Origin of the sequence: Microbacterium sp. EYE_78 (assembly GCF_023149035.1) — a bacterium.
Taxonomy (GTDB): Bacteria; Actinomycetota; Actinomycetes; order Actinomycetales; family Microbacteriaceae; genus Microbacterium.
Genome location: NZ_JAHXMY010000001.1, coordinates 740,986 through 761,808, shown reverse-complemented (window position 1 = coordinate 761,808; position 20,823 = coordinate 740,986). Strand labels below are relative to the sequence as shown.

General features: G+C 70.9%; 24 protein-coding genes. 15 read left to right on the top strand and 9 right to left on the bottom strand.

Annotation, left to right across the window (positions count from 1 at the left end; all coding sequences use genetic code 11):
* Window positions 1-15: 15 nt before the first annotated feature.
* The 3 genes from KZX17_RS03615 to KZX17_RS03605 are packed head-to-tail and all read right to left on the bottom strand — an operon-like array spanning window position 16 to window position 3,244.
* Window positions 16-888 carry a VOC family protein gene (locus KZX17_RS03615; protein WP_248170710.1) on the bottom strand — a complete coding sequence of 291 codons (873 nt, stop codon included), beginning with the start codon at window positions 886-888 and terminating at the stop codon, window positions 16-18.
* 38 nt (window positions 889-926) lie between these two features.
* Complete coding sequence (locus KZX17_RS03610; RefSeq protein WP_248170711.1) at window positions 927-2,285, bottom strand: uracil-xanthine permease family protein; 1,359 nt, start codon at window positions 2,283-2,285, stop codon at window positions 927-929.
* A 35-nt stretch (window positions 2,286-2,320) separates the two neighbouring features.
* Window positions 2,321-3,244: a phosphoribosylaminoimidazolesuccinocarboxamide synthase gene (locus tag KZX17_RS03605; protein WP_248170712.1), complete on the bottom strand. Its 924-nt coding sequence runs from the start codon at window positions 3,242-3,244 to the stop codon at window positions 2,321-2,323.
* Window positions 3,245-3,262: 18 nt separating this feature from the next.
* On the opposite strand from KZX17_RS03605, the gene KZX17_RS03600 reads away from it, so the two are divergent.
* Both KZX17_RS03600 and KZX17_RS03595 read left to right on the top strand, forming a co-directional pair.
* The gene (locus tag KZX17_RS03600) at window positions 3,263-3,811 is read left to right on the top strand and encodes a hypothetical protein (protein ID WP_248170713.1); all 549 of its coding nucleotides are present in this window, start codon (window positions 3,263-3,265) and stop codon (window positions 3,809-3,811) included.
* Window positions 3,812-3,827: 16 nt separating this feature from the next.
* The gene (locus tag KZX17_RS03595) at window positions 3,828-4,244 is read left to right on the top strand and encodes a hypothetical protein (RefSeq protein ID WP_248170714.1); all 417 of its coding nucleotides are present in this window, start codon (window positions 3,828-3,830) and stop codon (window positions 4,242-4,244) included.
* Between the two features lie 10 nt (window positions 4,245-4,254).
* On the opposite strand, the gene purD is transcribed toward KZX17_RS03595, so the two are convergent.
* Complete coding sequence (purD, locus tag KZX17_RS03590; protein ID WP_248170715.1) at window positions 4,255-5,526, bottom strand: phosphoribosylamine--glycine ligase; 1,272 nt, start codon at window positions 5,524-5,526, stop codon at window positions 4,255-4,257.
* A gap of 44 nt (window positions 5,527-5,570) precedes the next feature.
* On the opposite strand from purD, the gene KZX17_RS03585 reads away from it, so the two are divergent.
* From KZX17_RS03585 to KZX17_RS03575, 3 genes are read left to right on the top strand one after another with little or no spacing between them, the layout of a single operon-like run.
* Entirely contained in the window at window positions 5,571-5,924 is a 354-nt protein-coding gene (locus KZX17_RS03585) for a sterol carrier family protein (protein WP_248170716.1), read from the top strand.
* A gap of 19 nt (window positions 5,925-5,943) precedes the next feature.
* Complete coding sequence (locus KZX17_RS03580) at window positions 5,944-6,690, top strand: HtaA domain-containing protein (protein WP_248170717.1); 747 nt, start codon at window positions 5,944-5,946, stop codon at window positions 6,688-6,690.
* A 35-nt stretch (window positions 6,691-6,725) separates the two neighbouring features.
* Window positions 6,726-7,043, top strand: coding sequence for a potassium transporter Trk (locus KZX17_RS03575; RefSeq protein WP_248170718.1), 318 nt, complete (start codon window positions 6,726-6,728; stop codon window positions 7,041-7,043).
* Window positions 7,044-7,054: 11 nt separating this feature from the next.
* Here KZX17_RS03575 and KZX17_RS03570 read toward each other — a convergent pair whose 3' ends face one another.
* Window positions 7,055-7,666 (bottom strand): zinc-binding alcohol dehydrogenase, encoded by a 612-nt coding sequence (locus KZX17_RS03570; RefSeq protein WP_248170719.1) that lies wholly within the window; start codon window positions 7,664-7,666, stop codon window positions 7,055-7,057.
* Between the two features lie 66 nt (window positions 7,667-7,732).
* Between KZX17_RS03570 and purM the strand changes: the two genes are divergently transcribed.
* The 3 genes from purM to KZX17_RS03555 are packed head-to-tail and all read left to right on the top strand — an operon-like array spanning window position 7,733 to window position 11,556.
* Window positions 7,733-8,851: a phosphoribosylformylglycinamidine cyclo-ligase gene (purM, locus tag KZX17_RS03565; protein WP_308194512.1), complete on the top strand. Its 1,119-nt coding sequence runs from the start codon at window positions 7,733-7,735 to the stop codon at window positions 8,849-8,851.
* 9 nt (window positions 8,852-8,860) lie between these two features.
* Window positions 8,861-10,324: an amidophosphoribosyltransferase gene (purF, locus tag KZX17_RS03560; RefSeq protein WP_248170721.1), complete on the top strand. Its 1,464-nt coding sequence runs from the start codon at window positions 8,861-8,863 to the stop codon at window positions 10,322-10,324.
* A complete protein-coding gene (locus tag KZX17_RS03555; RefSeq protein WP_248170722.1) occupies window positions 10,321-11,556 on the top strand; it encodes a CynX/NimT family MFS transporter in 1,236 nt (411 codons plus the stop codon). Before purF ends, KZX17_RS03555 begins: the two co-directional genes overlap by 4 nt.
* 30 nt (window positions 11,557-11,586) lie before the next feature.
* On the opposite strand, the gene KZX17_RS03550 is transcribed toward KZX17_RS03555, so the two are convergent.
* Entirely contained in the window at window positions 11,587-11,796 is a 210-nt protein-coding gene (locus KZX17_RS03550; protein ID WP_248170723.1) for a DUF3073 family protein, read from the bottom strand.
* A 147-nt stretch (window positions 11,797-11,943) separates the two neighbouring features.
* On the opposite strand from KZX17_RS03550, the gene KZX17_RS03545 reads away from it, so the two are divergent.
* A complete protein-coding gene (locus KZX17_RS03545) occupies window positions 11,944-12,510 on the top strand; it encodes a universal stress protein (protein WP_248170724.1) in 567 nt (188 codons plus the stop codon).
* Between the two features lie 2 nt (window positions 12,511-12,512).
* Here the strand turns inward: KZX17_RS03545 and KZX17_RS03540 are convergent, their stop codons facing one another.
* Entirely contained in the window at window positions 12,513-13,118 is a 606-nt protein-coding gene (locus KZX17_RS03540; RefSeq protein WP_248170725.1) for a PadR family transcriptional regulator, read from the bottom strand.
* Window positions 13,119-13,120: 2 nt separating this feature from the next.
* A complete protein-coding gene (locus KZX17_RS03535; protein WP_248170726.1) occupies window positions 13,121-13,972 on the bottom strand; it encodes a DUF4097 family beta strand repeat-containing protein in 852 nt (283 codons plus the stop codon).
* 132 nt (window positions 13,973-14,104) lie between these two features.
* Between KZX17_RS03535 and KZX17_RS03530 the strand changes: the two genes are divergently transcribed.
* The gene (locus tag KZX17_RS03530; RefSeq protein WP_248170727.1) at window positions 14,105-14,860 is read left to right on the top strand and encodes a MerR family transcriptional regulator; all 756 of its coding nucleotides are present in this window, start codon (window positions 14,105-14,107) and stop codon (window positions 14,858-14,860) included.
* 110 nt (window positions 14,861-14,970) lie between these two features.
* Here KZX17_RS03530 and KZX17_RS03525 read toward each other — a convergent pair whose 3' ends face one another.
* Window positions 14,971-15,129, bottom strand: coding sequence for a hypothetical protein (locus KZX17_RS03525; RefSeq protein ID WP_164499361.1), 159 nt, complete (start codon window positions 15,127-15,129; stop codon window positions 14,971-14,973).
* A gap of 187 nt (window positions 15,130-15,316) precedes the next feature.
* Here KZX17_RS03525 and KZX17_RS03520 point away from each other — a divergent pair, with 187 nt between their 5' ends.
* The 5 genes from KZX17_RS03520 to KZX17_RS03500 all read left to right on the top strand — a co-directional run bounded on the left by KZX17_RS03520 (window position 15,317) and on the right by KZX17_RS03500 (window position 20,823).
* Window positions 15,317-15,586: a Rho termination factor N-terminal domain-containing protein gene (locus KZX17_RS03520; protein WP_248170728.1), complete on the top strand. Its 270-nt coding sequence runs from the start codon at window positions 15,317-15,319 to the stop codon at window positions 15,584-15,586.
* Window position 15,587: 1 nt separating this feature from the next.
* Window positions 15,588-16,550, top strand: a complete 963-nt coding sequence (locus KZX17_RS03515) for a DNA topoisomerase IB (RefSeq protein ID WP_248170729.1) — start codon at window positions 15,588-15,590, stop codon at window positions 16,548-16,550.
* 66 nt (window positions 16,551-16,616) lie between these two features.
* Window positions 16,617-17,030, top strand: coding sequence for a CrcB family protein (locus KZX17_RS03510; protein ID WP_248170730.1), 414 nt, complete (start codon window positions 16,617-16,619; stop codon window positions 17,028-17,030).
* The gene (locus tag KZX17_RS03505) at window positions 17,027-17,410 is read left to right on the top strand and encodes a CrcB family protein (protein WP_248170731.1); all 384 of its coding nucleotides are present in this window, start codon (window positions 17,027-17,029) and stop codon (window positions 17,408-17,410) included. Before KZX17_RS03510 ends, KZX17_RS03505 begins: the two co-directional genes overlap by 4 nt.
* Window positions 17,411-17,499: 89 nt before the next feature.
* Window positions 17,500-20,823 carry an efflux RND transporter permease subunit gene (locus KZX17_RS03500; RefSeq protein ID WP_248170732.1) on the top strand — a complete coding sequence of 1,108 codons (3,324 nt, stop codon included), beginning with the start codon at window positions 17,500-17,502 and terminating at the stop codon, window positions 20,821-20,823.

Sequence of the window (20,823 nt, the reverse complement as noted above, 5' to 3'; positions counted from 1 at the left end):
CATCACCCGGCCGGTTCAGGCCACACTCGCGTGCAGCGCGTTCTCCCACGGATCCGTGAAGCTCACGGTCCGGCCGTCGTCGATGGTGCGGATGCCGGAACGCCGCAAGCGCTCGCCGAGCTCGCCCAGGCCGTCGGCGGACGGCAGTGCGAGATCGACCCTGCCGAGCCCGAGGGCGGGCATGCGTGGACCGGCCCCTCGGGAGTTCCAGACGTTCATCGCCATGTGGTGGTGGTACCCGCCTGCGCTCACGAACAGGGCCGACGAGCCGAGGGATGCAGTGATGTCGAAGCCGAGGGCGTCGACGTAGAACGCGCGTGCCGTCTCGACGTCGCCGACCGAGAGGTGCACGTGGCCGACGGATGCCGGGTCTCCGGCGGTGGCGCCCTGCGCCGCGTCGTCGGTGAGGTGCTCGCGGACGAAGGTGTTCGGGTCGAGGAAGAGGGTGTCCATCTCGACCTGTCCGTGGGTCCACGACCACTCGGCCCGGTCCCGATCCCAGTAGAGCTCGATGCCGTTGCCCTCGGGGTCGGTGGCGTAGAACGCCTGGCTCACGAGGTGGTCCGCGCTGCCGGTGAAGGTCTGCGGCGCGTGCCGGGCGAGGGAGTACAGGGCGGCTGCGAGGGCGGTCTGCGACTCGAACAGGATCGCGGTGTGGAAGAGTCCCGCCGAACCGGGGGCGGCATGGCGGAGGGCCGGCTCATGCCGCAGGATCACGACGGGTGCACCGGCGCGGCCGAGCGTGACCGTGTCGCCCTCGGCCGCGATCACCTCGAGGGTGATGACGTCGCGATAGAAGCGGGTCATGCCGTCGAGGTCGCCGACGAGGAGCGTGACCGCGCCCATGTGCGTCGCGCCCTCGAGACGCTCGGGTGCCGGTGTATTCATGTGGATAGGGAACGCACCGGCATCCGATTCTCTTCCCGTCAGTCCGGGTCGCCGCCCAGCTGACCGATCGGGACGATGGGCCCGCCGTCGTCCGCACCGGTTCTGCGTGCCCGCGCGATCGCGTTGCCGGCGTGGTAGACGACGAGCGCGGCGACCGTGCCGAGGACGATGCCGCCGAACTGCAGCTGGCCGAGGTCCATCGTGAAGTTCGCGATCGCGATGACGAAGGCGACGGCGACCGTGTACTGGTTGACGGGCCGCGAGAAGTCGACCTGGTTGTCGACCCAGATCTTGATGCCGATAACCCCGATGAGGCCGTAGAGCGCCGTCGTCACGCCGCCGATGACGCCGCTCGGGATCGTGAACAGCACGGCGCCGACGACGGGCGAGAACGAGAGCAGCACGGCGATGATGCCGGCCACCCAGTACGCCGCCGTCGAGTAGATGCGGGTCGCCGCCATGACGCCGATGTTCTCGCCGTAGGTGGTCGTGCCCGAGCCGCCGAACGCACCGGCGAGAGTCGTCGCGAGACCGTCGGCGAGGAGGGCGCGGCCGGTGCGCGTGTTGACCGTGGGGTCTCCGGTCATCGTCGCCACACCGCGCACGTGGCCGACGTTCTCGGCGACGAGGACGAGGACGACGGGCAGGAACATCGGCAGGAGTCCCCAGGCGACCGGATCGCCGAAGGACGGCAGGTGGAAGGTCGGGAGACCGATCCAGGCTCGCTGCTCGACGAGGTCTTCGACACCGCTGAAGTCGACGCGACCCATGATGAGCGCCGCGACGTACCCGACCACTACGCCGAGGAAGATCGAGATGCGGCCGAGAAACCCGCGGAAGAGCACGGCGAAGAGGATGCAGGCGACCAGCGTGATGGTGGCGAGGACGGCATCCGTCTTGAAGTTGTTCCACGCGGCCGGGGCGAGGTTGAGCCCGATCAGCGCGACGATGGCGCCCGAGACGACCGGCGGCATGAGCCGCTCGAGCCAGCGCGTCCCGGTCGCCTGCACGAGGAATCCGACACCGGCGAGCAGGACGCCGGCGACGAACACGCCGACGAGCGCCTGCCCGATCTGCTCGGGGCTGTCGAGCGGTGCGCCGTCGCCGGGGCCGAACGCCGTGATCGGCGCGATGAAGGCGAACGACGAGCCGAGGTAGCTGGGGAGCTTGTTGCGCGTGAGGACGAGGAACAGCAGCGTTCCGAGCCCCGAGAACAGCAGCGTCGTGCTGACCGGGAAGCCGGTCAGCAGCGGCACGAGGAACGTGGCGCCGAACATCGCGACGACGTGCTGCGCGCCGATGGCGACGGTGCTGCCCCAGCCGAGGCGTTCGTGCGGCTTGACGACGGCGCCGGGGGCGACACGACGGCCGTCGCCGTGGAGGGTCCAGATGGGCATGCGGGTGCTCCTCGAGTGGTGGCGGATGCCGGGGGTCAGGCGGTGAGGCGGCCGAGCAGCTCGCGGTAGGTCGCCGCGGTCTTCTCGACGATGTCGACGGGCACGACCGGCGGCGTCCCCGTCTTGTCCCAGTTGGCGGCGAGCCAGTCGCGGACGATCTGCTTGTCGAAGCTCGCCATGCGGTCCGCCGGCGTCGCGCCGGTGCGCCAGCGCTCGGCATCCCAGTAGCGCGACGAATCGCTCGTCAGCACCTCGTCGGCGAGGGTCAGGACGCCGTCGTCATCGAGACCGAACTCGAACTTCGTGTCGGCGAGGATGAGGCCCTTCGCCTCGGCGAGGGCCGCGGCGCGGCGGTAGATCTCGAGCGACAGGTCCCGCAGCTCGGCGGCGCGATCGGCACCGACGAGCTCGACGGTCCGCTCGAACGAGATGTTCTCGTCGTGCTCGCCGAGGGGCGCCTTGTAGGCGGGTGTGAACAGCGGCTCGGGAAGGCGGTCGCCGTTCTCGAGGCCGTCCGGGAGGGGGATGCCGCAGACGGTGCCGCTCTGCTGGTACTCGGCCCATCCCGACCCCGTGAGGTACCCGCGGACGACGCACTCGACGGGCAGCATCTCGAGCTCGCGCACGACCATGCCGCGACCGGCGGTCTCGGCGGGCGGCGTGGCGCCCGGCACGAGATGGTTCGGCACTGCGCGGCCCCCGTCGGCGCCGGCGAGCTGCGCGAACCACCACAGGCTGAGGCTGGTCAGCAAGGCGCCCTTGCCGGGGATCGCCGGCTCCAGCACGTGGTCGAACGCGCTGACGCGGTCGCTCGCCACGACGAGGAGGGTTCCATCCGCGCCGTCCTCGGGACGGTAGAGGTCGCGGACCTTGCCCGAGTACACGTGGGTCCATCCGGGCAGGGGGGTCGCGGCATCCGTCACAGGGCCATTATCGCGACGCGGGCGCACGGGGGCCATTCGGCCTACACTCGGCACATGTCACGGTCGACCCGCGGATGTCGTCGCGCGGCGTCCGTCTCGTCGGCGGCGCTCGCGATCCTGCTGACGGGGTGCGTGTCGACCGTCGGGGTGGACGAGGCGGCGCCCTCGCGCTCGACGTCACCGTCGGCGCCACCCTCCGTCTCGCCGACGCCGACGCCCACGGCATCCTCTGCGGTCCCGTTGCCCGAGTACCGCGTGCCGCGGCCGGACCCCGAGGAGATCTCCCGCCTCGAGCACGAGAGCGACGGACCCGACGGCCCCGTGACGCGCATGCAGGTGACGGCACCCGTCGAGCCGGACGTCGAGTACCAGGTCGAGTACGACTGCCGCGCAGAGGACCCGACGGCCACCTTCACGCTGGAGTGGTCGGATGCGTCCGCCGACGTCCTCGAGCCGGGGGACGGCGGTCGAGTCCTGGCGACCTGTGACGGCCCGGCGGCGGTCGCCGGCATCGTCTTCGCCTCGGCATCCCCGCTGCAGCTCACGCTCCGGGATGCCGAATCGATCGACGAGGTGTGGGCTCGGATGCGTCCGGCTCGGTGACCGACGGGGAGAGGACATGACGACGACGTGGCTGGACACGCTCCACGGGCCGGCGGTCGAGGCCTTCGAGGACGACGACGCAGCCGCAACCGAGGGGTTGCGCCGTCTCGGTGCCGCGCTGGCGTTCCATGATCGGGCCATGAACGGCGGACTGGTCGGAGGGGCGATCGAGACGCTGTTCTTCGCGGACGACCTCGCGCACGTGGACGAGGCGATCTCCGCGTTCCACTGGCTGGGCATGACCGAGGCGGCGGCGGTCGTGGACCGCGCCCGCGCGGAGTACCTGCGGTTCCGTCCGACCGGCGAGGAGGAGATCTCTGACGAGGACGCCCGCCTCTGGGACGCGCTCGACGACGAGTTCTACGCGGTCGCCGACGACGACCGGCTCGAGCGGGCCATCGAGGCCCGCTCGGGTGAGATCCTGCCGGCGTAGGGCGAGCGCGTCACTGCGCGACGCGGGCCGCGATGTCGCTGCGGAAGTGCGATCCCTCGAGGCTGATCCGGCCGAGCGCCTTGTATGCCCGCGCTCGAGCAGTCGAGAAGTCGGCGCCGAGGCCCACGACGTTGAGCACCCGCCCGCCGGTCGCGATGAGCCCGCCGTCCTCGAGGGATGTCGCGGCGTGGGCGAGGTGCACGCCGTCGACGGATGCCGCGGCATCCGCACCCTCGATGACGCGACCGGTCCTCGGGGACTCGGGGTACCCCTCGCTGGCGAGCACGACGGTGACCGCCGCGTCGGGGGCGAAGTCGGGTGCCGGCTCGGACTCGAGCGTCCCGCTCGCGGCGGAGAGCAGCAGCCGCGACAGGGGGCTGCGCAGGCGTGCCAGCACGACCTGCGTCTCGGGGTCGCCGAACCGCGCGTTGAACTCGATGACCTTCACGCCGGCATCGGTGAGGATGAGGCCCGCATAGAGCAGCCCGATGAAGGGGGTGCCCTCGGCATCCAACTGCCGGATGACGGGTTCTGCGACCTCGGCGGTGACCTGCGCGACGAACGCCTCCTCGCCGCCGAAGCGCTCGCCGAGCCAGGGGAGCGGCGAGTACGCGCCCATCCCGCCGGTGTTCGGGCCCTCGTCGCCGTCGTAGGCGCGCTTGAAGTCCTGCGCCGGGCTGAGCGCCCGCACGGTGTCGCCGTCCGAGACGAAGAAGAGCGAGACCTCGGGGCCTGCGAGGAACTCCTCGACGAGGATCGGCCCGGTCGGCAGATACGCATCGGCGTGGGCGAGCGCCGCGTCCCGGTCGGAGGTGACCACGACGCCCTTGCCCGCCGCGAGCCCATCGGCCTTCACGACGAAGGGGGCGCCGAACTCGTCGAGGGCGGCGGCCACCTCGTCACGGGTCTGCGCGCGCACCGAACGGCCGGTGGGGACCCCGGCGGCATCCATGATCCGCTTCGCGAAGGCCTTCGAGCCCTCCAGCTGCGCCGCGGCCTTGCCCGGACCGAAGACGGGGATGCCTCGCTCACGCAGCGCGTCGGCCACGCCCGCCACCAGCGGTGCCTCGGGCCCGATGACCACGAGGTCGATGTGCGCCCGGTTGGCGTAGTCGGTCACCGCGGCCGGGTCGTTCTGATCGAGCCCTGGGACGATCGACGCGTCGGCGGCGATGCCGGCGTTGCCCGGGGCCGCGAAGATCTCGTGCCCCGCGCCTTCGGCGGCCAGAGCGAGGATGATGGCGTGCTCTCGCGCGCCCGAGCCGAGGACCAGGATCTTCACCCCGCCAGCCTACCGAGCGGCCCGCGGGCGTTACCGTGGCATCCATGCCCCGCAAGATCAGCACCGGCGAGGGCCGCGATGCGCTCGCCGCCGTGGCCGCCGGGCAGCCCGCCCGCCCGCAGCTCGCGACCGCGGTGCGATACCTGCTGCAGCTGCTGGCCGAGAAGGCACCCGGCAACTCGGTCGAGGTCCGCGTGCCCCCGTTCGGCGCCGTGCAGGCGGTGGAGGGCCCCCGCCACACCCGGGGGACGCCGCCGAACGTGATCGAGATGGATGCCGCGACCTGGATCGCGCTCGCGACCGGGCGCGCGGCCTGGTCGGACGCGGTCGATGCCGGGTCCGTCCGTGCGTCGGGCACCCGCGCCGATCTCGTGGGGCTGCTGCCGCTGCGCCCCTGACCACACGGAGATGACACTCATGCGCACCCGCACCGCCCTCGCGGCCGCCGCCGTCGCGATGGCCGCCGTCGCCCTGGCGCCGTCGCCGGCGCTCGCCGATGCCGGCACCTGCACCGTCAGTGCCGCCCGCGTCTCGTGGCCGTCCGGGGGCGGTGACCTCACCCCGTCGGGTGCGATCGAGCTCGAGGACGGGGTCCTGCTGCTCGATGGGGGTGCGGGCGTCCTCGATCCGGTCGGCCCGACCGGCAGCATCGCGTTCGAGGGCGACGTCTCGTACACGAGCGCGGCGGGCGTCGCCACGACCCTCTCGAACCCGACGGTGGTGGTCGACGGCGGCGAGGGGATGCTGCTGTTCGACGTGCAGCCCGACGGCACCGAGCTGATCCCGCAGGCGGCGCTCGCGACGATCGACCTGCGGGCGGCGGCGATCTCGGAGGGCGACGGCACAGCGATGCTCGACGGCGTCGAGGCGGCCACCGATCTCACGTCCGAGGGCGTCGACGTGCTGTGGAGCGGAGCACCCGGCGCACTCGACCTCGCGGTCGAAGCCGACTGCCCTGGGACGGATGCCGCCGCCACCCCGACGGCCGGAGCGGAACCGGCCGAGGACGGCGGCGGCTCGGCGGGGCTGTGGATCGCCGTCGGGGTCACGACAGCGGCATCCGTCCTCACCGTGCTGCTGGCCGCGGGCTCGGTGCAGCGCCGCAAGCGCAACAGCGCCCGCAGCGAGCTGCACGAGCAGCCGTCGGGCGACGGACCGCGCTGACCCGGCTGCGCGGTCCGCGGGTGGACAATGGACGTATGGCCGAGCACACCGAGACGCACGTCGAATCCGCGGAGCTTCGCCGCAGCCCCCGCTTCGGCGCCTTCTTCGCCGTGGGCGGCGCGTTCGGCATCGTGCTCGCGCTGATCCTCACCTACGCCGTCGGCACCGATCAGATCAGTGAGAGCACCGGCGCCAGGTATTCCGAGGCGCAGGTCTTCGGCTTCCTGCTGCTCGCCTGCATCCCGGTGGGGCTCGCCCTGGGCGGCGCTGTCGCCCTCATCTTCGATCGCGTCCTGCGCCGACGCGCACGGAGCGTGCGCATCGAGCGCGAGACGGTCGAGTCCGACGACTGAGGCCCGCGCCGTCAGGCGAGCTCGGCGATGATCGGCTGGATCGCCGGATCGAACGCGGCGACATCCCCGCGGAGTCCGTCCGTGACGGCAATCGTCAGGGAGCCGATCCACCACACCCCCCGCTGCGTCAGCGGGAGCACCTGCACGTTCAGTTCGAACGAGTGCGCGCGACGACCGACGCGGCGCTCGTGCTCGGCGATCGCGCTGGCGTACGCGCGGTAGCTGCTGGCCGATCCGCCTCGTGCCTGCAGGTTGTACCGGTCGTTCGCGCGCCGCGCGAAGGCGACCGCATCGGCGGCGAGCGGCGACATCGCGGCGCGGAGCTCGTCGAAGCCGTCGACCGGGAGGACGGCGAGCGTCTCGTAGCCGTCGACCAGCTCGAGCGGCACGGGCGACGGATGCGCCTGCGGTTCGACGGCCATCGCCCAGTAGGCGAGCCACTGCCGTTGGAGCAGGCGAGCATCGTCGTCGTCACCCGACGCGGGCGCGGCGGGGGCGCCCCGCAGGTGGGGGAGCTCCTCGGGTGCCCGGATGCCGAGGGCTTGGCGGAGGAAGAGGGCGACGAGCACCGTCGCGCTCGCGTCCTCCCGCACCACCCATTCGGGCCGCTCAGCCCCGCTCATGGGCACATTCTAGGGAGGGCCTGTCCGCTCCGGGGCGAATCGGGGCGCCGTGCTGGCCGGTAGGCTGTGCGGGTGGCCTCGACTCCCACCGATCCCTACTCCGCTGCCGGCGTCGACACCGCGGCGGGGGACCTCGCCGTCGAGTTGATGAAATCGGCCGTCCGTCGCACCCAGGGCCCTGAGGTCCTCGGCGGCGTCGGCGGCTTCGCCGGCCTCTTCGACGCATCCGCACTGCTCGGGTACGCGAAGCCCCTGCTCGCGACCTCGACCGACGGCGTCGGCACGAAGGTCGCCATCGCGCAGGCCATCGACAAGCACGACACGATCGGCCAGGACCTGGTCGGCATGGTCGTCGACGACATCGTGGTGGTCGGCGCGAAGCCGCTCTTCATGACGGACTACATCGCCACCGGCAAGGTCTTCCCCGAGCGCATCGCCGACATCGTCCGCGGCATCGCCGACGGCTGCTCGGCCACGGGCACGGCGCTCGTCGGCGGCGAGACGGCCGAGCACCCCGGGCTCCTCGGCGTCAACGACTACGACGTCGCGGGCGCGGCGACGGGTGTCGTCGAGGCAAATGCCGTCCTCGGCGCCGACCGCGTCCGTTCCGGCGATGTCGTGCTGGCGCTCGCCTCGAGCGGGCCGCACTCCAACGGGTACTCGCTCATCCGGCATATCATCGCGAACGCCGGCATCGGCTACGGCGACAACGCCGCCGACTTCGGTCGGACGTGGGGTGAGGAGCTCCTCGAGCCCACCCGCCTCTACACCTCACCGCTGCTGCGCGCGATCGACGCGCACCCGGGCGCGATCCACTCGCTCAGCCACGTCACCGGCGGAGGCATCGCGGCGAACCTCGCGCGCGTGCTTCCCGTCGGCACCTGGGTCGACGTCGACCGCTCCACCTGGTCGCCGTCTCCGGTGTTCCGCGTCCTCGCCGACCTCGGCGGGCTGTCGCTCGAGCAGACCGAGGGCACCTGGAACCTCGGCATCGGCTTCCTCGCCGTCGTCTCGGCGGAGGCCGCCGACGCCGCGGCATCCACCCTCTCGGCAGAGGGCATCCACACCTGGCAGGTCGGGACGGTGTCGGATGCGGCACTGCCGGCCGGCGACTACGAGCAGGGCGCGAAGGGCGTCGACGGCGGCGCGGTGCGTCTCGTCGGCTCCTACGCAGAAACGGACTGAGCTACACCAATGTGCGGAATCGTCGGCGTCGTCGCTCAGGGGCCCGCCAACCAAGAGGTCTACGACGCCCTGCTGCTGCTGCAGCACCGCGGTCAGGACTCCACCGGCATCGCGACCGCCGAGCAGAGCGGCATCTTCCACATCGCGAAGAACCGCGGCATGGTCCGCGAGGCCTTCCGCACCCGCGACATGCGGTCGCTCCTCGGCACGATCGGCCTCGGTCACGTCCGGTACGCGACGAAGGGCACGGCGTCGAACGAAGAAGAGGCGCAGCCCTTCTATGTCAACGCCCCCTACGGCATCGTCCTCGTGCACAACGGCAACCTCACGAACACGCGTGAGCTCACCGAGGAGCTGTTCCGCACCGACCGCCGTCACCTGAACACGAGCTCCGACACCGAGCTGCTGGTGAACGTCCTCGCGAACGAGCTGCAAGCGGTCATCTCGGGTCTCGAACTCGACCACGAGCAGATCTTCGAGGGCGTCTCCCGGGTGCACCAGCGCGTCGAGGGCTCCTACGCCGCCATCGCGCTGATCGCTGGGTACGGTCTGCTGGCGTTCCGCGATCCCTTCGGCATCCGTCCGCTCATCCTCGGCACTCGCCAGGCCGAGAACGGCCGCTACGAGTGGACCGTCGCCTCCGAGTCGTTGGTCCTCGAGAACGGCGGCTTCGAGGTCGTCCGCGACGTCGAACCCGGCGAGGCGGTCTTCATCGACCTCGACGGCAACCTCTTCACGAAGCAGTGCGCCACGAACCCGCAGCTCGTGCCGTGCTCGTTCGAGTACGTGTACCTCGCTCGCCCGGACTCCGTGATGAACGGCATCTCGGTGTACGAGGCGCGTCTGCGCATGGGCGAGCGTCTCGCCGACACGATCGCCAAGTACACCCCCGAGGGGTCGATCGACGTCGTCATGCCGATCCCCGACTCCTCGCGCCCCGCCGCGATGCAGGTCGCGCGCAAGCTCGGGATCGAGTACCGCGAGGGCTTCTACAAGAACCGCTACATCGGCCGGACGTTCATCATGCCGGGCCAGGCGATCCGCAAGAAGAGCGTGCGCCAGAAGCTCAACGCGATGTCGACCGAGTTCAAGGGCAAGAACGTGCTGCTGATCGACGACTCGATCGTCCGCGGCACGACCTCGCGGGAGATCATCCAGATGGCCCGGGATGCCGGGGCGAAGTCGGTGACGTTCGCCTCCGCCGCCCCGCCCATCCGCTTCCCCCACGTCTACGGCATCAACATGCCGTCGCGTCACGAGCTCGTCGCGTACAACCGGACGATCCCCGAGATCGCCGAGGAGCTCGGCTGCGATTACCTCGTCTACCAGGAGATCGACGACCTGAAGGCCGCGATCCTCGACGGGGCGCCGGACGTCGAGGACCTCGACATGAGCTGCTTCGACGGCCGGTACGTCACCGGAACCGTGACCGACGAGTACCTCGCCTGGGTCGAGGGCACCCAGGAGTCTTGAGCACCCCCGCATCCCGCCCGCTTTGGCGGGGGAGGGCGCTGGCCCTGGCGGGGATCGTCCTGCTGGCGCTGTCGCTGCGGTCGGCTGTCGCCTCGCTGTCGCCGCTCTACGGCGAGATCGCCGAGGACTTCGCCGTCCCCGCGGCAGTCGCGGGCCTCATCGGCACAGTGCCGCCCCTGTGCTTTGCGGTCTTCGGCCTCCTCGCGGCGGGGCTCGAGCGGAGGTTCGGGCTCGAGCGCACCACGATCGCCGCGCTCGTCGCCGCGGCGCTCGGGCTCGTCGCCCGTGCCGCCGCCCAGGATGCCGGGGGTCTCCTCGCGGGATCCGCGATCATCTTCGCCGGCGTCGGGGTCGGCAACGTCCTGCTCCCGGCGCTGACGAAGAAGTACTTCGGTGACCGCATCGGGCTGCTGACGACGCTCTATTCGACGATGATGGCGGTCTCGACGTTCCTGCCACCTCTCATCGCGGTGCCGGTGTCGGATGCGGCGGGGTGGCGCACCTCCCTCGGGCTCTGGGCGGTCTTCGCGGTCGCGGGTCTCGTACCCTGGATCCTGCTGTCCATCCGCGAGCGGGCAGCGGCGGCGGCCGCCGACGTCGACCTCGAGCAGGTCAGTACCCGCGTCTTCGGGCGGATGTGGCGACTCCCCACCGCCTGGGCGCTCGCGATCGCGTTCTTCGTCTCCAGCGCGATCGCCTACACGTCCTTCGCGTGGCTGCCGACGATCCTCGTCGACATCGCGGACGTGACCCCGCAGGTCGCCGGTGTGCTGCTGTCGCTGTTCGCGCTGATCGGCCTGCCCGCCTCGCTCGTGGTCCCGGCCCTCGTCGCACGGCGCGGGGTGGTGCTGCCGCTGTTCATGATCGCATCAGGAGCAGGACTCGTCGGATACGGCGGGATGCTGCTCGCCCCGGCGGCCGCGCCCTGGCTCTGGACGTCGCTCATCGGCACCACACCGCTGCTGTTCCCCGCTGTGCTGACGCTCGTGGGCCTCCGGACCCGCACGCACGACGCGACGGTGGCGCTGAGCTCGTTCATGCAGAGCCTCGGTTACGGCATGACGATGCTGATGCCCCTCGGCATCGGTCTGCTCCACGACGCGACGGACTCGTGGACGATCCCGCTCGTCATGCTCGCGGTGGTCTCGGTGCTCGCGCTGCCCGCCGGGTTCGTCCTGGCGCGACGGAAGACGGTCGAGCAGGAGTGGGAACAGCGTCACGGCGCCTGGTGAGCACCGGCATCCGTCACATTCGCGTGTCGATCAGGCCTTCTCGTACGACGCGGACGTCGGCGCAGACGGGTCGTCCTCGTCGTCCTCGTCGGCGTACTGGTCGGCCCACTTGTCCTCGTACTGCTCGTCGCCGGGTGCGCCGAGCTCACGCTCGAGCGCATTGATGTTCAGGCTGTACGTGTCGTACTTGAGCTCACGAGCGATCTTCGTGTTCTTCGCCTTCTGACGGCCACGCCCCATGCGTAACCCCCTCATTTCACGAATGCGGGCCTATCCGACAGCCCGACGCAGCAATAGTCCGGCACAGGCCGGGAAGAGTAGCATTCAGGATATCACGGAGCCTTCCCGCCGCCCCGAACGGTGGAGATCGACGAAAGGTGACCCGACATGGCCGATGCCGCGCCGCTTCCTCCGGTGAACAGACGACCGCACCGACCCGTCATCGCCGGGATCGTGCCCGGTCGGTCGGCACGCGTGCTGCGCGAGGCGGCGAACTACGCGAAACTGCACGGTGCGTCGCTGCTGGTCGCCCACGTCGACGTGACGCGGTTCGTGTCGTACGAGGACCCCGACGGCTACGTGCACACGGCGCCGATCAACCTCGACGCCGTGCCCAGCGAGGAGCTCGCGGCGCGGCTGCGCGGCGAGGCCGAGGCATCCCTCGCCGATGTCGACGTGCCGTGGTCGCTCGAGCTCCTCGCCGGCGACCCCGCGCTCGCGATCAAGGACCTCGCCGAGCGCACCGAGGCGCGGCTCATCGTGGTCGGCACCCGCAAGCGCGGCATCGGCGATTCGATCCGCGAGTTCTTCACCGGATCGGTCGCCGCTCGTCTGGCGCACCGGCAGCCGCGACCGATCCTCGTCGTCCCCCTGGGTGAGCCCGTGGGAGACGACGAGGATCCGTTCCGACCCAAGAAAAACACCTGGCCCGAAGAGCTCTGGCCCGGCGCCTGAGCTCAGCCGCGCGTCGCTCGACGGATCGCGGCGGCGGCATCGTCGAGCGCCGTCGCCAGCTCGTCGATGACGGATGCCGCGAGGTCGCCGCCCCGCGCGACGTGACTGCGCAGCTCGGTCCGCACATCGGTGCGGAAGTCCCCGAGCAGCGACTCGGCCCGGCGCACCTGCTCGCGCGCCTCCGTGCGGGCGTCGCCGCCGTGCTGACGGGGGGCGTGCTCGGTGGTGGTGACGGATGCCGCGGCGAGGTCCGCCTGCAGGCTCTTCATCGCCTCGCGCACACCGGCTCGGACCTCCTGGGCGATCAATCGGACGCTGTCGGCCAGGCCCGCCTCGATGCCCTCGATGTCGCCGGACCGGGACGATACCTCGGCGCGGCCCGCATCCGTGATCTCGTACACGGTCTTGCGACCGTCGACGGTCTTGGTGACGAGGCCCTCCTCCTCGAGTTTGGCCAGGCGCGGATACACCGTGCCGGCGCTCGGCGTGTAGGTGCCGCCGGTGCGGTCCGACAGCGCCTGCATCAGGTCGTAGCCGTGGCGCGGTGCCTCGTCGAGCAGGCTCAGGAGGTACAGGCGCAGGTCGCCGTGGGAGAAGACGGATGCCATGGTCACCACTCCTCGGGGGTCGGGGCGTCGCCCGGCTCGGCGGTCACCTCGGCGCGGCGGAGGACCGTCACGTCGCCCGAGACGGTGTTCGCGCGGACGTCCGCGAACGACCCGCTGAGCTCACCGGTCGTGCCGGTGTAGCTCGAGCCGATGCCGCCCGAACGGTCGACGCCGTCGACCCGCAGTTTGCCGCTCACGGTCCGCAGCACGTACTTGGCCGCGACGCCCTCGTCGAGACGCACGGTCGCCGCGCCGCCGACGGTGTTGAACGAGACGTTCTGGGTGGGCCCTGCGGAATCGATGAGCGCCGAGCCGCTGACGGTGTCGATGGTCGCCGTCCGGATGGTGCCCACAGCGGTGACGTCGCCCGACACCGAGTTCGCGCTGAGGGTGCCGGTGAGCGATCGGATCTGCACGTCGCCCGAGACCGAGTTGGCGGTCACGTCGCCGGCGAGGCCGTCGACGATGATGTCGCCCGAGACGGTGTTGAGCTTCGCGTCGGAGTCGAGCCCGGCCACGAGCGCGCTCGCGCTGACGACGCCGAGGGTGAGGGCGATGGCGCGCGGCACGGCGATGCTGATCTCGGCCTGCGGCCCGCCGCTGCCGAAGTTGCGGAACGAGGCGAGGAAGTTGTCCCAGCGCAGCTGCGCGTGGTCGATCTCCACCGAACCGTCCTGTGCTTCGATGCGCAGCTCCTTCGAGGTCACCGAGTGCACTTCGATGCGCACGCCGGGTTCGTCGTGCGCGACGACGTCGATCTGACCGCCGACGAGGCCGACCTTCAGTCGGCGGATGCCGTCGAGGTCGATGATCCGGGTCTCACCCGGCTGGACCAGCCACTTCTCGAGAGTCATGTCATCTCCTGGGTCGAGCGCGAATCGAGATATATCGCGTTGACGAACCATAACACGATATATCTCGAGTGTCATCACGTGTTCGCGTTGCGTGTTGACCTTGACGCAGCGTCAACTTCTAGCGTGGTCGTCATGACGGCGGAATGGTCGATCCAGCAGTTGGCCCGGCTGGCGGGCACGACGAGCAGAGCGCTGCGCCACTACGGCGAGGTCGGCATCCTGGCCCCCGCCCGGGTGGGGGCGAACGGGTACCGCTACTACGACGCGGCGTCGCTCCGTCGTCTCCAGCGCATCCTGCTGCTGCGCGAGCTCGGCGTCGGACTGCCGCAGATCGCGGACGTCCTCGCGAGGGACGTCGACGAGACCACCGCACTCGCGTCCCATCTGGCCTGGCTGCAGTCCGAGCAGCACCGGATCTCGCGGCAGATCGCCGCCGTGGCGTCGACCATCGACGCCCTGGAGAAAGGAGAGGAACCCATGCCGCAGGCGATGTTCGACGGCTTCGATCACACGGAGCACGAGAGGGAGGTGACGGATCGCTGGGGGGCCGACGCGTACGCCCGGGGCGACGCATGGTGGCGCGGCCTGTCCGGCGAGGATCGCGCGCAGTGGAAGGGCCGGTCCGAGGGGCTCGCCCGGGCATGGGCGGACGCGGCGGCCCGCGGCATCCCCCCGGAATCGCCCGAGGCGCAGGATCTCGCCGCACGGCACGTCGCGTGGCTCACCGGCATCCCGGGGACGCCCGCAGCCGACGGCGGCGACGTCCGCGCCTACGTCCTCGGCCTCGCAGACATGTACGTCGCGGACGGGCGCTTCGGCGCGAACTACGGCGGCCCGGTCGGCGCGGAGTTCGTGCGCGCCGCCCTTCGCCGGCATTACGACGCGTGATCGGCCGACACGGAGAGGCCCCCTCGACCGAAGACGGGAGGGGGCCTCACGCGCTCCTGGGGGAGAGCGCCGCTGACGCACCTGGGGGAGCGCGTCAGGCGTTCGGGTGATCAGGTGTTCTTGCGCAGTACCCGCAGCAAGAATGCGATCAGGGCGATGACACCGACGATGATGGCGACCCACAGCAGGAACTGGAGCCCCTCCGTGATACCGCCGACGATCGCCAGCACGATGGCGATCACGATGATGATGATGAGTGCCAGATTCATGGGAGGCTCCCTCTTCCGTCTCCGCTGATCCGCCCGCAGGCGGGAGTGACGCGGGTGTGCGTCCGTCCCTTGCTATCAGCGTTCTCACAGCTGGCGACACCCCTTGACAGGTTCGGGCCGCGATGTCATACCGTGGCCGGACGTGGGCGCGAGCGCGCCTGATTCCGGACCGATGAGGCGGTGCACCATGCCGGCAGGACGGGGCTCGAACAGCCTGAAGGACCCGGAGCTCTACGAGGAGCTCCGGAAGGACGGCGCGTCCAAGGAGAAGGCGGCGCGCATCTCGAACGCGGCCGCCCGCGATGGCCGGAAGGCCGTCGGCAGTCGTGGCGGGAGGTCCGGTGACTACGAGGGCTGGACCGTCGCCGACCTCCGCGCGCGGGCCAAGGAGCTGGGCATGAGCGGGTACTCGAGCAAGCGGAAGGCGGAGCTGATCGACATGCTCCGCTCGCACTGATTTGCCGCGACTGAAGCGCGTCCGGCCCGGCACGGACATCGGCTACCGGCGCCTCGGATCGGGCACCGGCTTCCGATACGTGGATGCCGACGGCGCGCCGCTGCCGAAGGTCGAGGCCGACCGCATCCGGGCACTCGTGATCCCACCGGCATGGCAGGACGTGTGGATCTGCTCGGACGCGAACGGACACATCCAGGCGACGGGAGTCGACGACGCCGGGCGCGTGCAGTACATGTACCACCCGCAGTGGACGGCGGGGCGGGACAAGGGCAAGTACGCGCGGGCGCTGCTGCTCGCCGAGGCCCTGCCGCGCGCCCGCGGGCGCGTGACCTCGTCGCTGCGCCGGGAGGACATCGACCAGGAACGGGTGCTCGCCGCCGCCTTCCGACTGCTCGACCTCGCAGCTCCCCGCGTGGGGGCAGAGCGATACCTCATCAAGCACGGCAGCCGTGGCCTGACCACGCTGCTCCGTCGCGACGCCGAGGTGGACGGCGACGTCGTCGCCCTCCGCTTCCCCGGCAAGAGCGGGCAGCGGCAGGAGATGGAGGTCGAGGACATCGACCTCGCCGCCGCAGTCGGCCTACTCGTCGCCGGCCGGCCGAGCTCACCGCTGCTCGCGTTCCTGCGGGGGAGGCGACGCGTCGCCCTCAGTCCGCGTGACGTCAACGTCTACGTCCGCACGATGACCGGTGGCGCCTTCACGGCGAAGGACTTCCGGACACTCCGAGGCACGATCGTCGCCGCCGACGCTCTGGCGCGCATCGGCACCGTGACGAAGAAGACCGACCTCAAGCGCGCCGAGGTCCTCGCGGTGAAGGTGACGTCGGAGGCGCTGGGCAACACCCCGTCCGTCGCGCGGAGCTCGTACATCGACCCCCGGGTCTTCGACCGCTACCGGCGCGGCATCCTGCTCGATACGACGGTCTCGCCCGAATCCGCCATCCGACGGCTCATCCTCGGCTGATCGGAATGGACGGATGCGGCGTGCCCGCGGCATCCGTCCCCCCTCGCCGCCGCTAGCGTGTGGCGCGTGGCATCCGCGCGTCCGGTCTGGTGGGTCGCCCTGCTGACCGTCGTGGTGGGCGGCGCGGCCGGCGTGGCGGCTCGTGCGGCGCTCGTGCTCCCGATCCCGGCGGACGCCCACCCGCTCGTCCTCCCCGCCGTCACCGCGGCGATCAACATCACCGGTTCGTTCGCGCTCGGCGCGCTCGCCGGAGCACTCGGCGACCGTCGCCCAGGGCTCCGACTGCTGCTCGGCACGGGCGTCCTCGGCGGCTTCACGACCTACAGTGCGTTCGCGGTGCAGGCGCTCCAGGTGTTCACGGACGCCCCCGTCGTCGGGATGCTGCTCGTCGCCGTGTCGCTGTTCGGCGGCGTCGTCGCCGCGGCCGCGGGGCTCATGCTCACCGCTCGTGCACGCGACGCCTCCGGGGGCGCCGCGTGAACGCGGTCGATGTGGCGCTGCTCGCCGCCGCGGGCGGGGTTGGCGCGGGGCTCCGTCACCTGCTCGACCGGGCGCTGTCGGGCCGTCGGCCCGCGGACGCCTTCCCGATCGGCATCCTCGTGGTCAACGCGATCGGGTCCTTCGCGCTGGGTGTCCTCACGGGACTCGGCGACGTGATCGGGGCCGCGTGGCCGGCCGTGATCGGCGTCGGACTGCTCGGCGGGTTCACCACCTTCAGCACGATGGCGCTGGACACCGTGCGCCTCGCCCGGGCGGGGCGGCGCGACCGTGCCTGGGCGAACCTCCTCGGGACCTTCGTCCTCTGCGTCCTGCTCGCCGGTGTCGGGCTGATGCTGGGATCGGTCCGACCGCTCGGCTGACCCCGCGTCGGGCTATCAGGCATCCTGAAACCCGCGCGTGCGATACTGACGCCGATCCCCGCACCCTGCATCGTGGAAATGGGCCCTCGTTGTCTCACCTCGCCGTCCTGAGCCTGAAGAACCGCGCCCTCATCGCCCTGATCACGATCGTCGCCGCGATCTTCGGGGGGCTGGCGCTGACGAATCTGAAGCAGGAGCTGATCCCCCCGATCGAGCTGCCCCAGCTGTCGATCCTCACGACCTACCCGGGCGCATCGCCCGACGTCGTGAACAACGACGTGTCCACGCCCATCGAGCAGGCGATCCAAGCCGTGCCCGACCTCGAGTCGACGTCCGCGACCAGCACGACGAACGCGTCCATCATCCAGGCGTCCTTCGCCTACGGCACGAACCTCGCGACGGCCGAGCAGAAGATCACGCAGGCGATCGGCCGCATCGACGACTCGCTGCCGGACGGCATCGACACGAGCGTCCTGGCGTTCTCGACCGACGACCTGCCGGTCATCTCGCTCGCGGTCACCGGCTTCGACGACGCCGACGCGGTGCAGAACCGCCTCGAGAACAGCGTCGTGCCCGACATCGAAGACGTCGACGGTGTCGCCGCCGCGCAGATCGTCGGCGGGCAGACCGCGCGGGTGACGATCGTCCCCGACCAGGCGGCACTCGCCGAACGCGGCTACACGCAGGCAGCCATCACCGATGCGCTCGACCAGAACGGCGTGCTGTTCCCGGGCGGCACGGTGGACGAGGGCGACCAGACCCTCACCGTCCAGACCGGCACGAAGATCACCTCGACCGACGAGATCGCGGCGCTGCCGCTCGTCCCCACCGACGCCGACCAGTTCGCCGCGGGGGCGGTGACCGTCGGCGACGTCGCGGACGTGTCGCTGGCCGAGGACCCCATCGCCTCCATCTCGCGGGTCGACGGCGAGCCGGCGCTCACCGTCTCGATCACGAAGCTCCCGGCCGCGAACACCGTCGAGGTCTCGAACCTCGTGACGGCGCTCATCCCCGAGCTGCAGGAGTCGCTCGGCGGCGGGACAGAGGTCACCGTCGTCTTCGATCAGGCCCCGTACATCGAGCAGTCGATCGAGGCGCTCGCGCAGGAAGGGCTCCTCGGCCTCGCGTTCGCGGTCATCGTCATCCTGGTCTTCCTGCTCTCGGTGCGCTCGACCCTGGTGACCGCCATCTCGATCCCGACCAGCGTGCTCATCACGTTCGTGGGGATCCAGGCGTTCGGCTACTCGCTCAACATCCTCACGCTCGGAGCACTGACGATCGCCATCGGCCGCGTCGTCGACGACTCGATCGTGGTCATCGAGAACATCAAGCGCCACTACGTCGGGGACGCCGACAAGCGCGCGTCCATCCTGCTCGCGGTGCGCGAGGTCGCGGCGGCGATCACGGCATCCACCCTCACGACCGTCGCCGTGTTCCTGCCGATCGCGTTCGTCGGCGATCTGACGGGGGAGCTGTTCCGCCCCTTCGCGCTGACGGTCACGATCGCGATGCTCGCGTCGCTGTTCGTCTCGCTCACGATCGTCCCGGTCCTCGCGTACTGGTTCCTGCGCCCCGGCAAGCCGGTGCTCGACGAGCGCGGCCGCGCGATCGACCCCGAGGACCCGGCGGCGCCGCCCTCCCGCCTGCAGAAGAGCTACCTGCCCGTCCTGCGCTGGACCCTCCGCCACTCGGCCGTGACCCTCGTGCTCGCGGTGCTCGTCCTCGCCGGCACGATCGCGGCGGCACCGCTCATGAAGGTGAACTTCCTCGGCGACTCGGGCCAGAACACCTTCACCGTCACGCAGAACATCGGCGACACCGCGTCGCTCGACGCGCAGGATGCCGCCGCCGAGCGGGTTGAGGACGTGCTCCTCGGCGTCGACGGGATCGAGACGGTGCAGACCTCCATCGGCTCGAGCGGGTCCGAGCTGCGCGACGCGTTCTCGGGTGGCGGTGCGGGCATCACCTACTCGATCACCACCGACACGGACGCCGATCAGGAGCAGGTGCGCGCGGACGTGCAGGACGCCCTCGCCGACCTCGACGACGCCGGGGAGATCTCCGTCGCCGCATCGCAGGGCGGCTTCGGGTCGACCGACATCGAGGTGAACGTGACCGCCCCCGACGCGGGCGTGCTCCGCGACGCGACCGACCAGGTCGTGAACGCACTCGAGGACGCGGACGGCGTCGAGCAGGTCGACTCGAACCTCTCGGCATCCCTCCCCTTCGTCTCGGTCACGGTCGACCGTGAGGATGCCGCAGCGCTCGGCCTCTCCGAGGTCGCCGTCGGCGGGCTCGTGTCGAACACGATGCAGCCGCGGCAGATCGGCACCGTCGAGATCGACGACGCGTCGCTCACCGTCTACCTGCAGGCCGAGGACATCCCGCAGACGATCGGCGAGCTGCGCGCCCTCGAGATCGCGAGTGCGAACGGCCTCGTCCGCCTCGACGAGGTCGCCACCGTCGAGGAGTCCGAGGGCCCCGCCTCGATCACGAGCGAGCGCGGCCAGCGCACGGCATCCGTCACCGTCACCCCCAGCTCCGACGATCTGAACGCATCGTCGGCCACCGTCACCACCGCGCTCGCCGACGTCGATCTGCCCGACGGAGCGGATGCCGAGATCGGCGGTGTCGTCACCCAGCAGCAGGACGCGTTCGCCCAGCTGGGCCTCGCGATCCTCGCGGCGATCCTCATCGTCTACATCGTCATGGTCGCGACCTTCAAGTCGCTGCGCCAGCCGATCCTGCTGCTGGTGTCGGTGCCCTTCGCGGCGACGGGCGCCATCCTGCTGCAGATCGTCTCCGGCGTCCCGCTCGGCGTCGCCTCGCTCATCGGCGTGCTGATGCTGGTCGGCATCGTCGTGACGAATGCGATCGTCCTCATCGACCTCGTCAACCAGTACCGCGAGAAGGGGCTGTCGACGCCCGAGGCCGTGCTCGCGGGTGGTGCGCGACGACTGCGGCCGATCCTCATGACGGCGCTGGCGACGATCTTCGCCCTGACGCCCATGGCCCTCGGCATCACGGGGCACGGCGGGTTCATCTCGCAGCCGCTCGCCCTCGTCGTGATCGGCGGCCTCGTCTCGTCGACCGTGCTGACGCTGCTGGTGCTGCCGGCGCTCTACAACCTCGTCGAAGGGGCGAAGGAGCGCCGTGCCGCGGGGCGCGGCGAGGAGGTCGTACCCACCCCCGACGGGGCAGCCGTCTCGGTGCCGGCCTCGCGCCGAGCGCGACGCGAGAGCGCGGCGGCCGCCACGGTGACCGGTGCGGCCGCGGTCGACACGGCGCTCGTCATCGAGGAGTCGCCGGACGTCGAGATCCCTGCTCCCGGCCGTGACGACCAGCAGTCGACCGGCGAGCAGTCGCCCGGGGAGCAGTCGTCCGACCCGCAGCCCGACGACCAGCAGCGCTGA

Coding starts and splice junctions, on each gene's coding strand:
- KZX17_RS03585 (WP_248170716.1), top strand. CDS start 5,571: ATGCCCCGCAAGATCAGCACCGGCGAGGGCCGCGATGCGCTCGCCGCC.
- KZX17_RS03575 (WP_248170718.1), top strand. CDS start 6,726: ATGGCCGAGCACACCGAGACGCACGTCGAATCCGCGGAGCTTCGCCGC.
- KZX17_RS03520 (WP_248170728.1), top strand. CDS start 15,317: ATGCCGGCAGGACGGGGCTCGAACAGCCTGAAGGACCCGGAGCTCTAC.
- KZX17_RS03605 (WP_248170712.1), bottom strand. CDS start 3,244: ATGGCCCCCGTGCGCCCGCGTCGCGATAATGGCCCTGTGACGGATGCC.
- KZX17_RS03525 (WP_164499361.1), bottom strand. CDS start 15,129: ATGAATCTGGCACTCATCATCATCATCGTGATCGCCATCGTGCTGGCG.
- KZX17_RS03540 (WP_248170725.1), bottom strand. CDS start 13,118: ATGGCATCCGTCTTCTCCCACGGCGACCTGCGCCTGTACCTCCTGAGC.
- KZX17_RS03600 (WP_248170713.1), top strand. CDS start 3,263: ATGTCACGGTCGACCCGCGGATGTCGTCGCGCGGCGTCCGTCTCGTCG.
- KZX17_RS03610 (WP_248170711.1), bottom strand. CDS start 2,285: ATGCCCATCTGGACCCTCCACGGCGACGGCCGTCGTGTCGCCCCCGGC.
- KZX17_RS03545 (WP_248170724.1), top strand. CDS start 11,944: ATGGCCGATGCCGCGCCGCTTCCTCCGGTGAACAGACGACCGCACCGA.
- KZX17_RS03535 (WP_248170726.1), bottom strand. CDS start 13,972: ATGACTCTCGAGAAGTGGCTGGTCCAGCCGGGTGAGACCCGGATCATC.
- KZX17_RS03530 (WP_248170727.1), top strand. CDS start 14,105: ATGACGGCGGAATGGTCGATCCAGCAGTTGGCCCGGCTGGCGGGCACG.
- KZX17_RS03550 (WP_248170723.1), bottom strand. CDS start 11,796: ATGGGGCGTGGCCGTCAGAAGGCGAAGAACACGAAGATCGCTCGTGAG.
- KZX17_RS03615 (WP_248170710.1), bottom strand. CDS start 888: ATGAATACACCGGCACCCGAGCGTCTCGAGGGCGCGACGCACATGGGC.
- KZX17_RS03580 (WP_248170717.1), top strand. CDS start 5,944: ATGCGCACCCGCACCGCCCTCGCGGCCGCCGCCGTCGCGATGGCCGCC.
- KZX17_RS03595 (WP_248170714.1), top strand. CDS start 3,828: ATGACGACGACGTGGCTGGACACGCTCCACGGGCCGGCGGTCGAGGCC.
- purF (WP_248170721.1), top strand. CDS start 8,861: ATGTGCGGAATCGTCGGCGTCGTCGCTCAGGGGCCCGCCAACCAAGAG.
- KZX17_RS03570 (WP_248170719.1), bottom strand. CDS start 7,666: ATGAGCGGGGCTGAGCGGCCCGAATGGGTGGTGCGGGAGGACGCGAGC.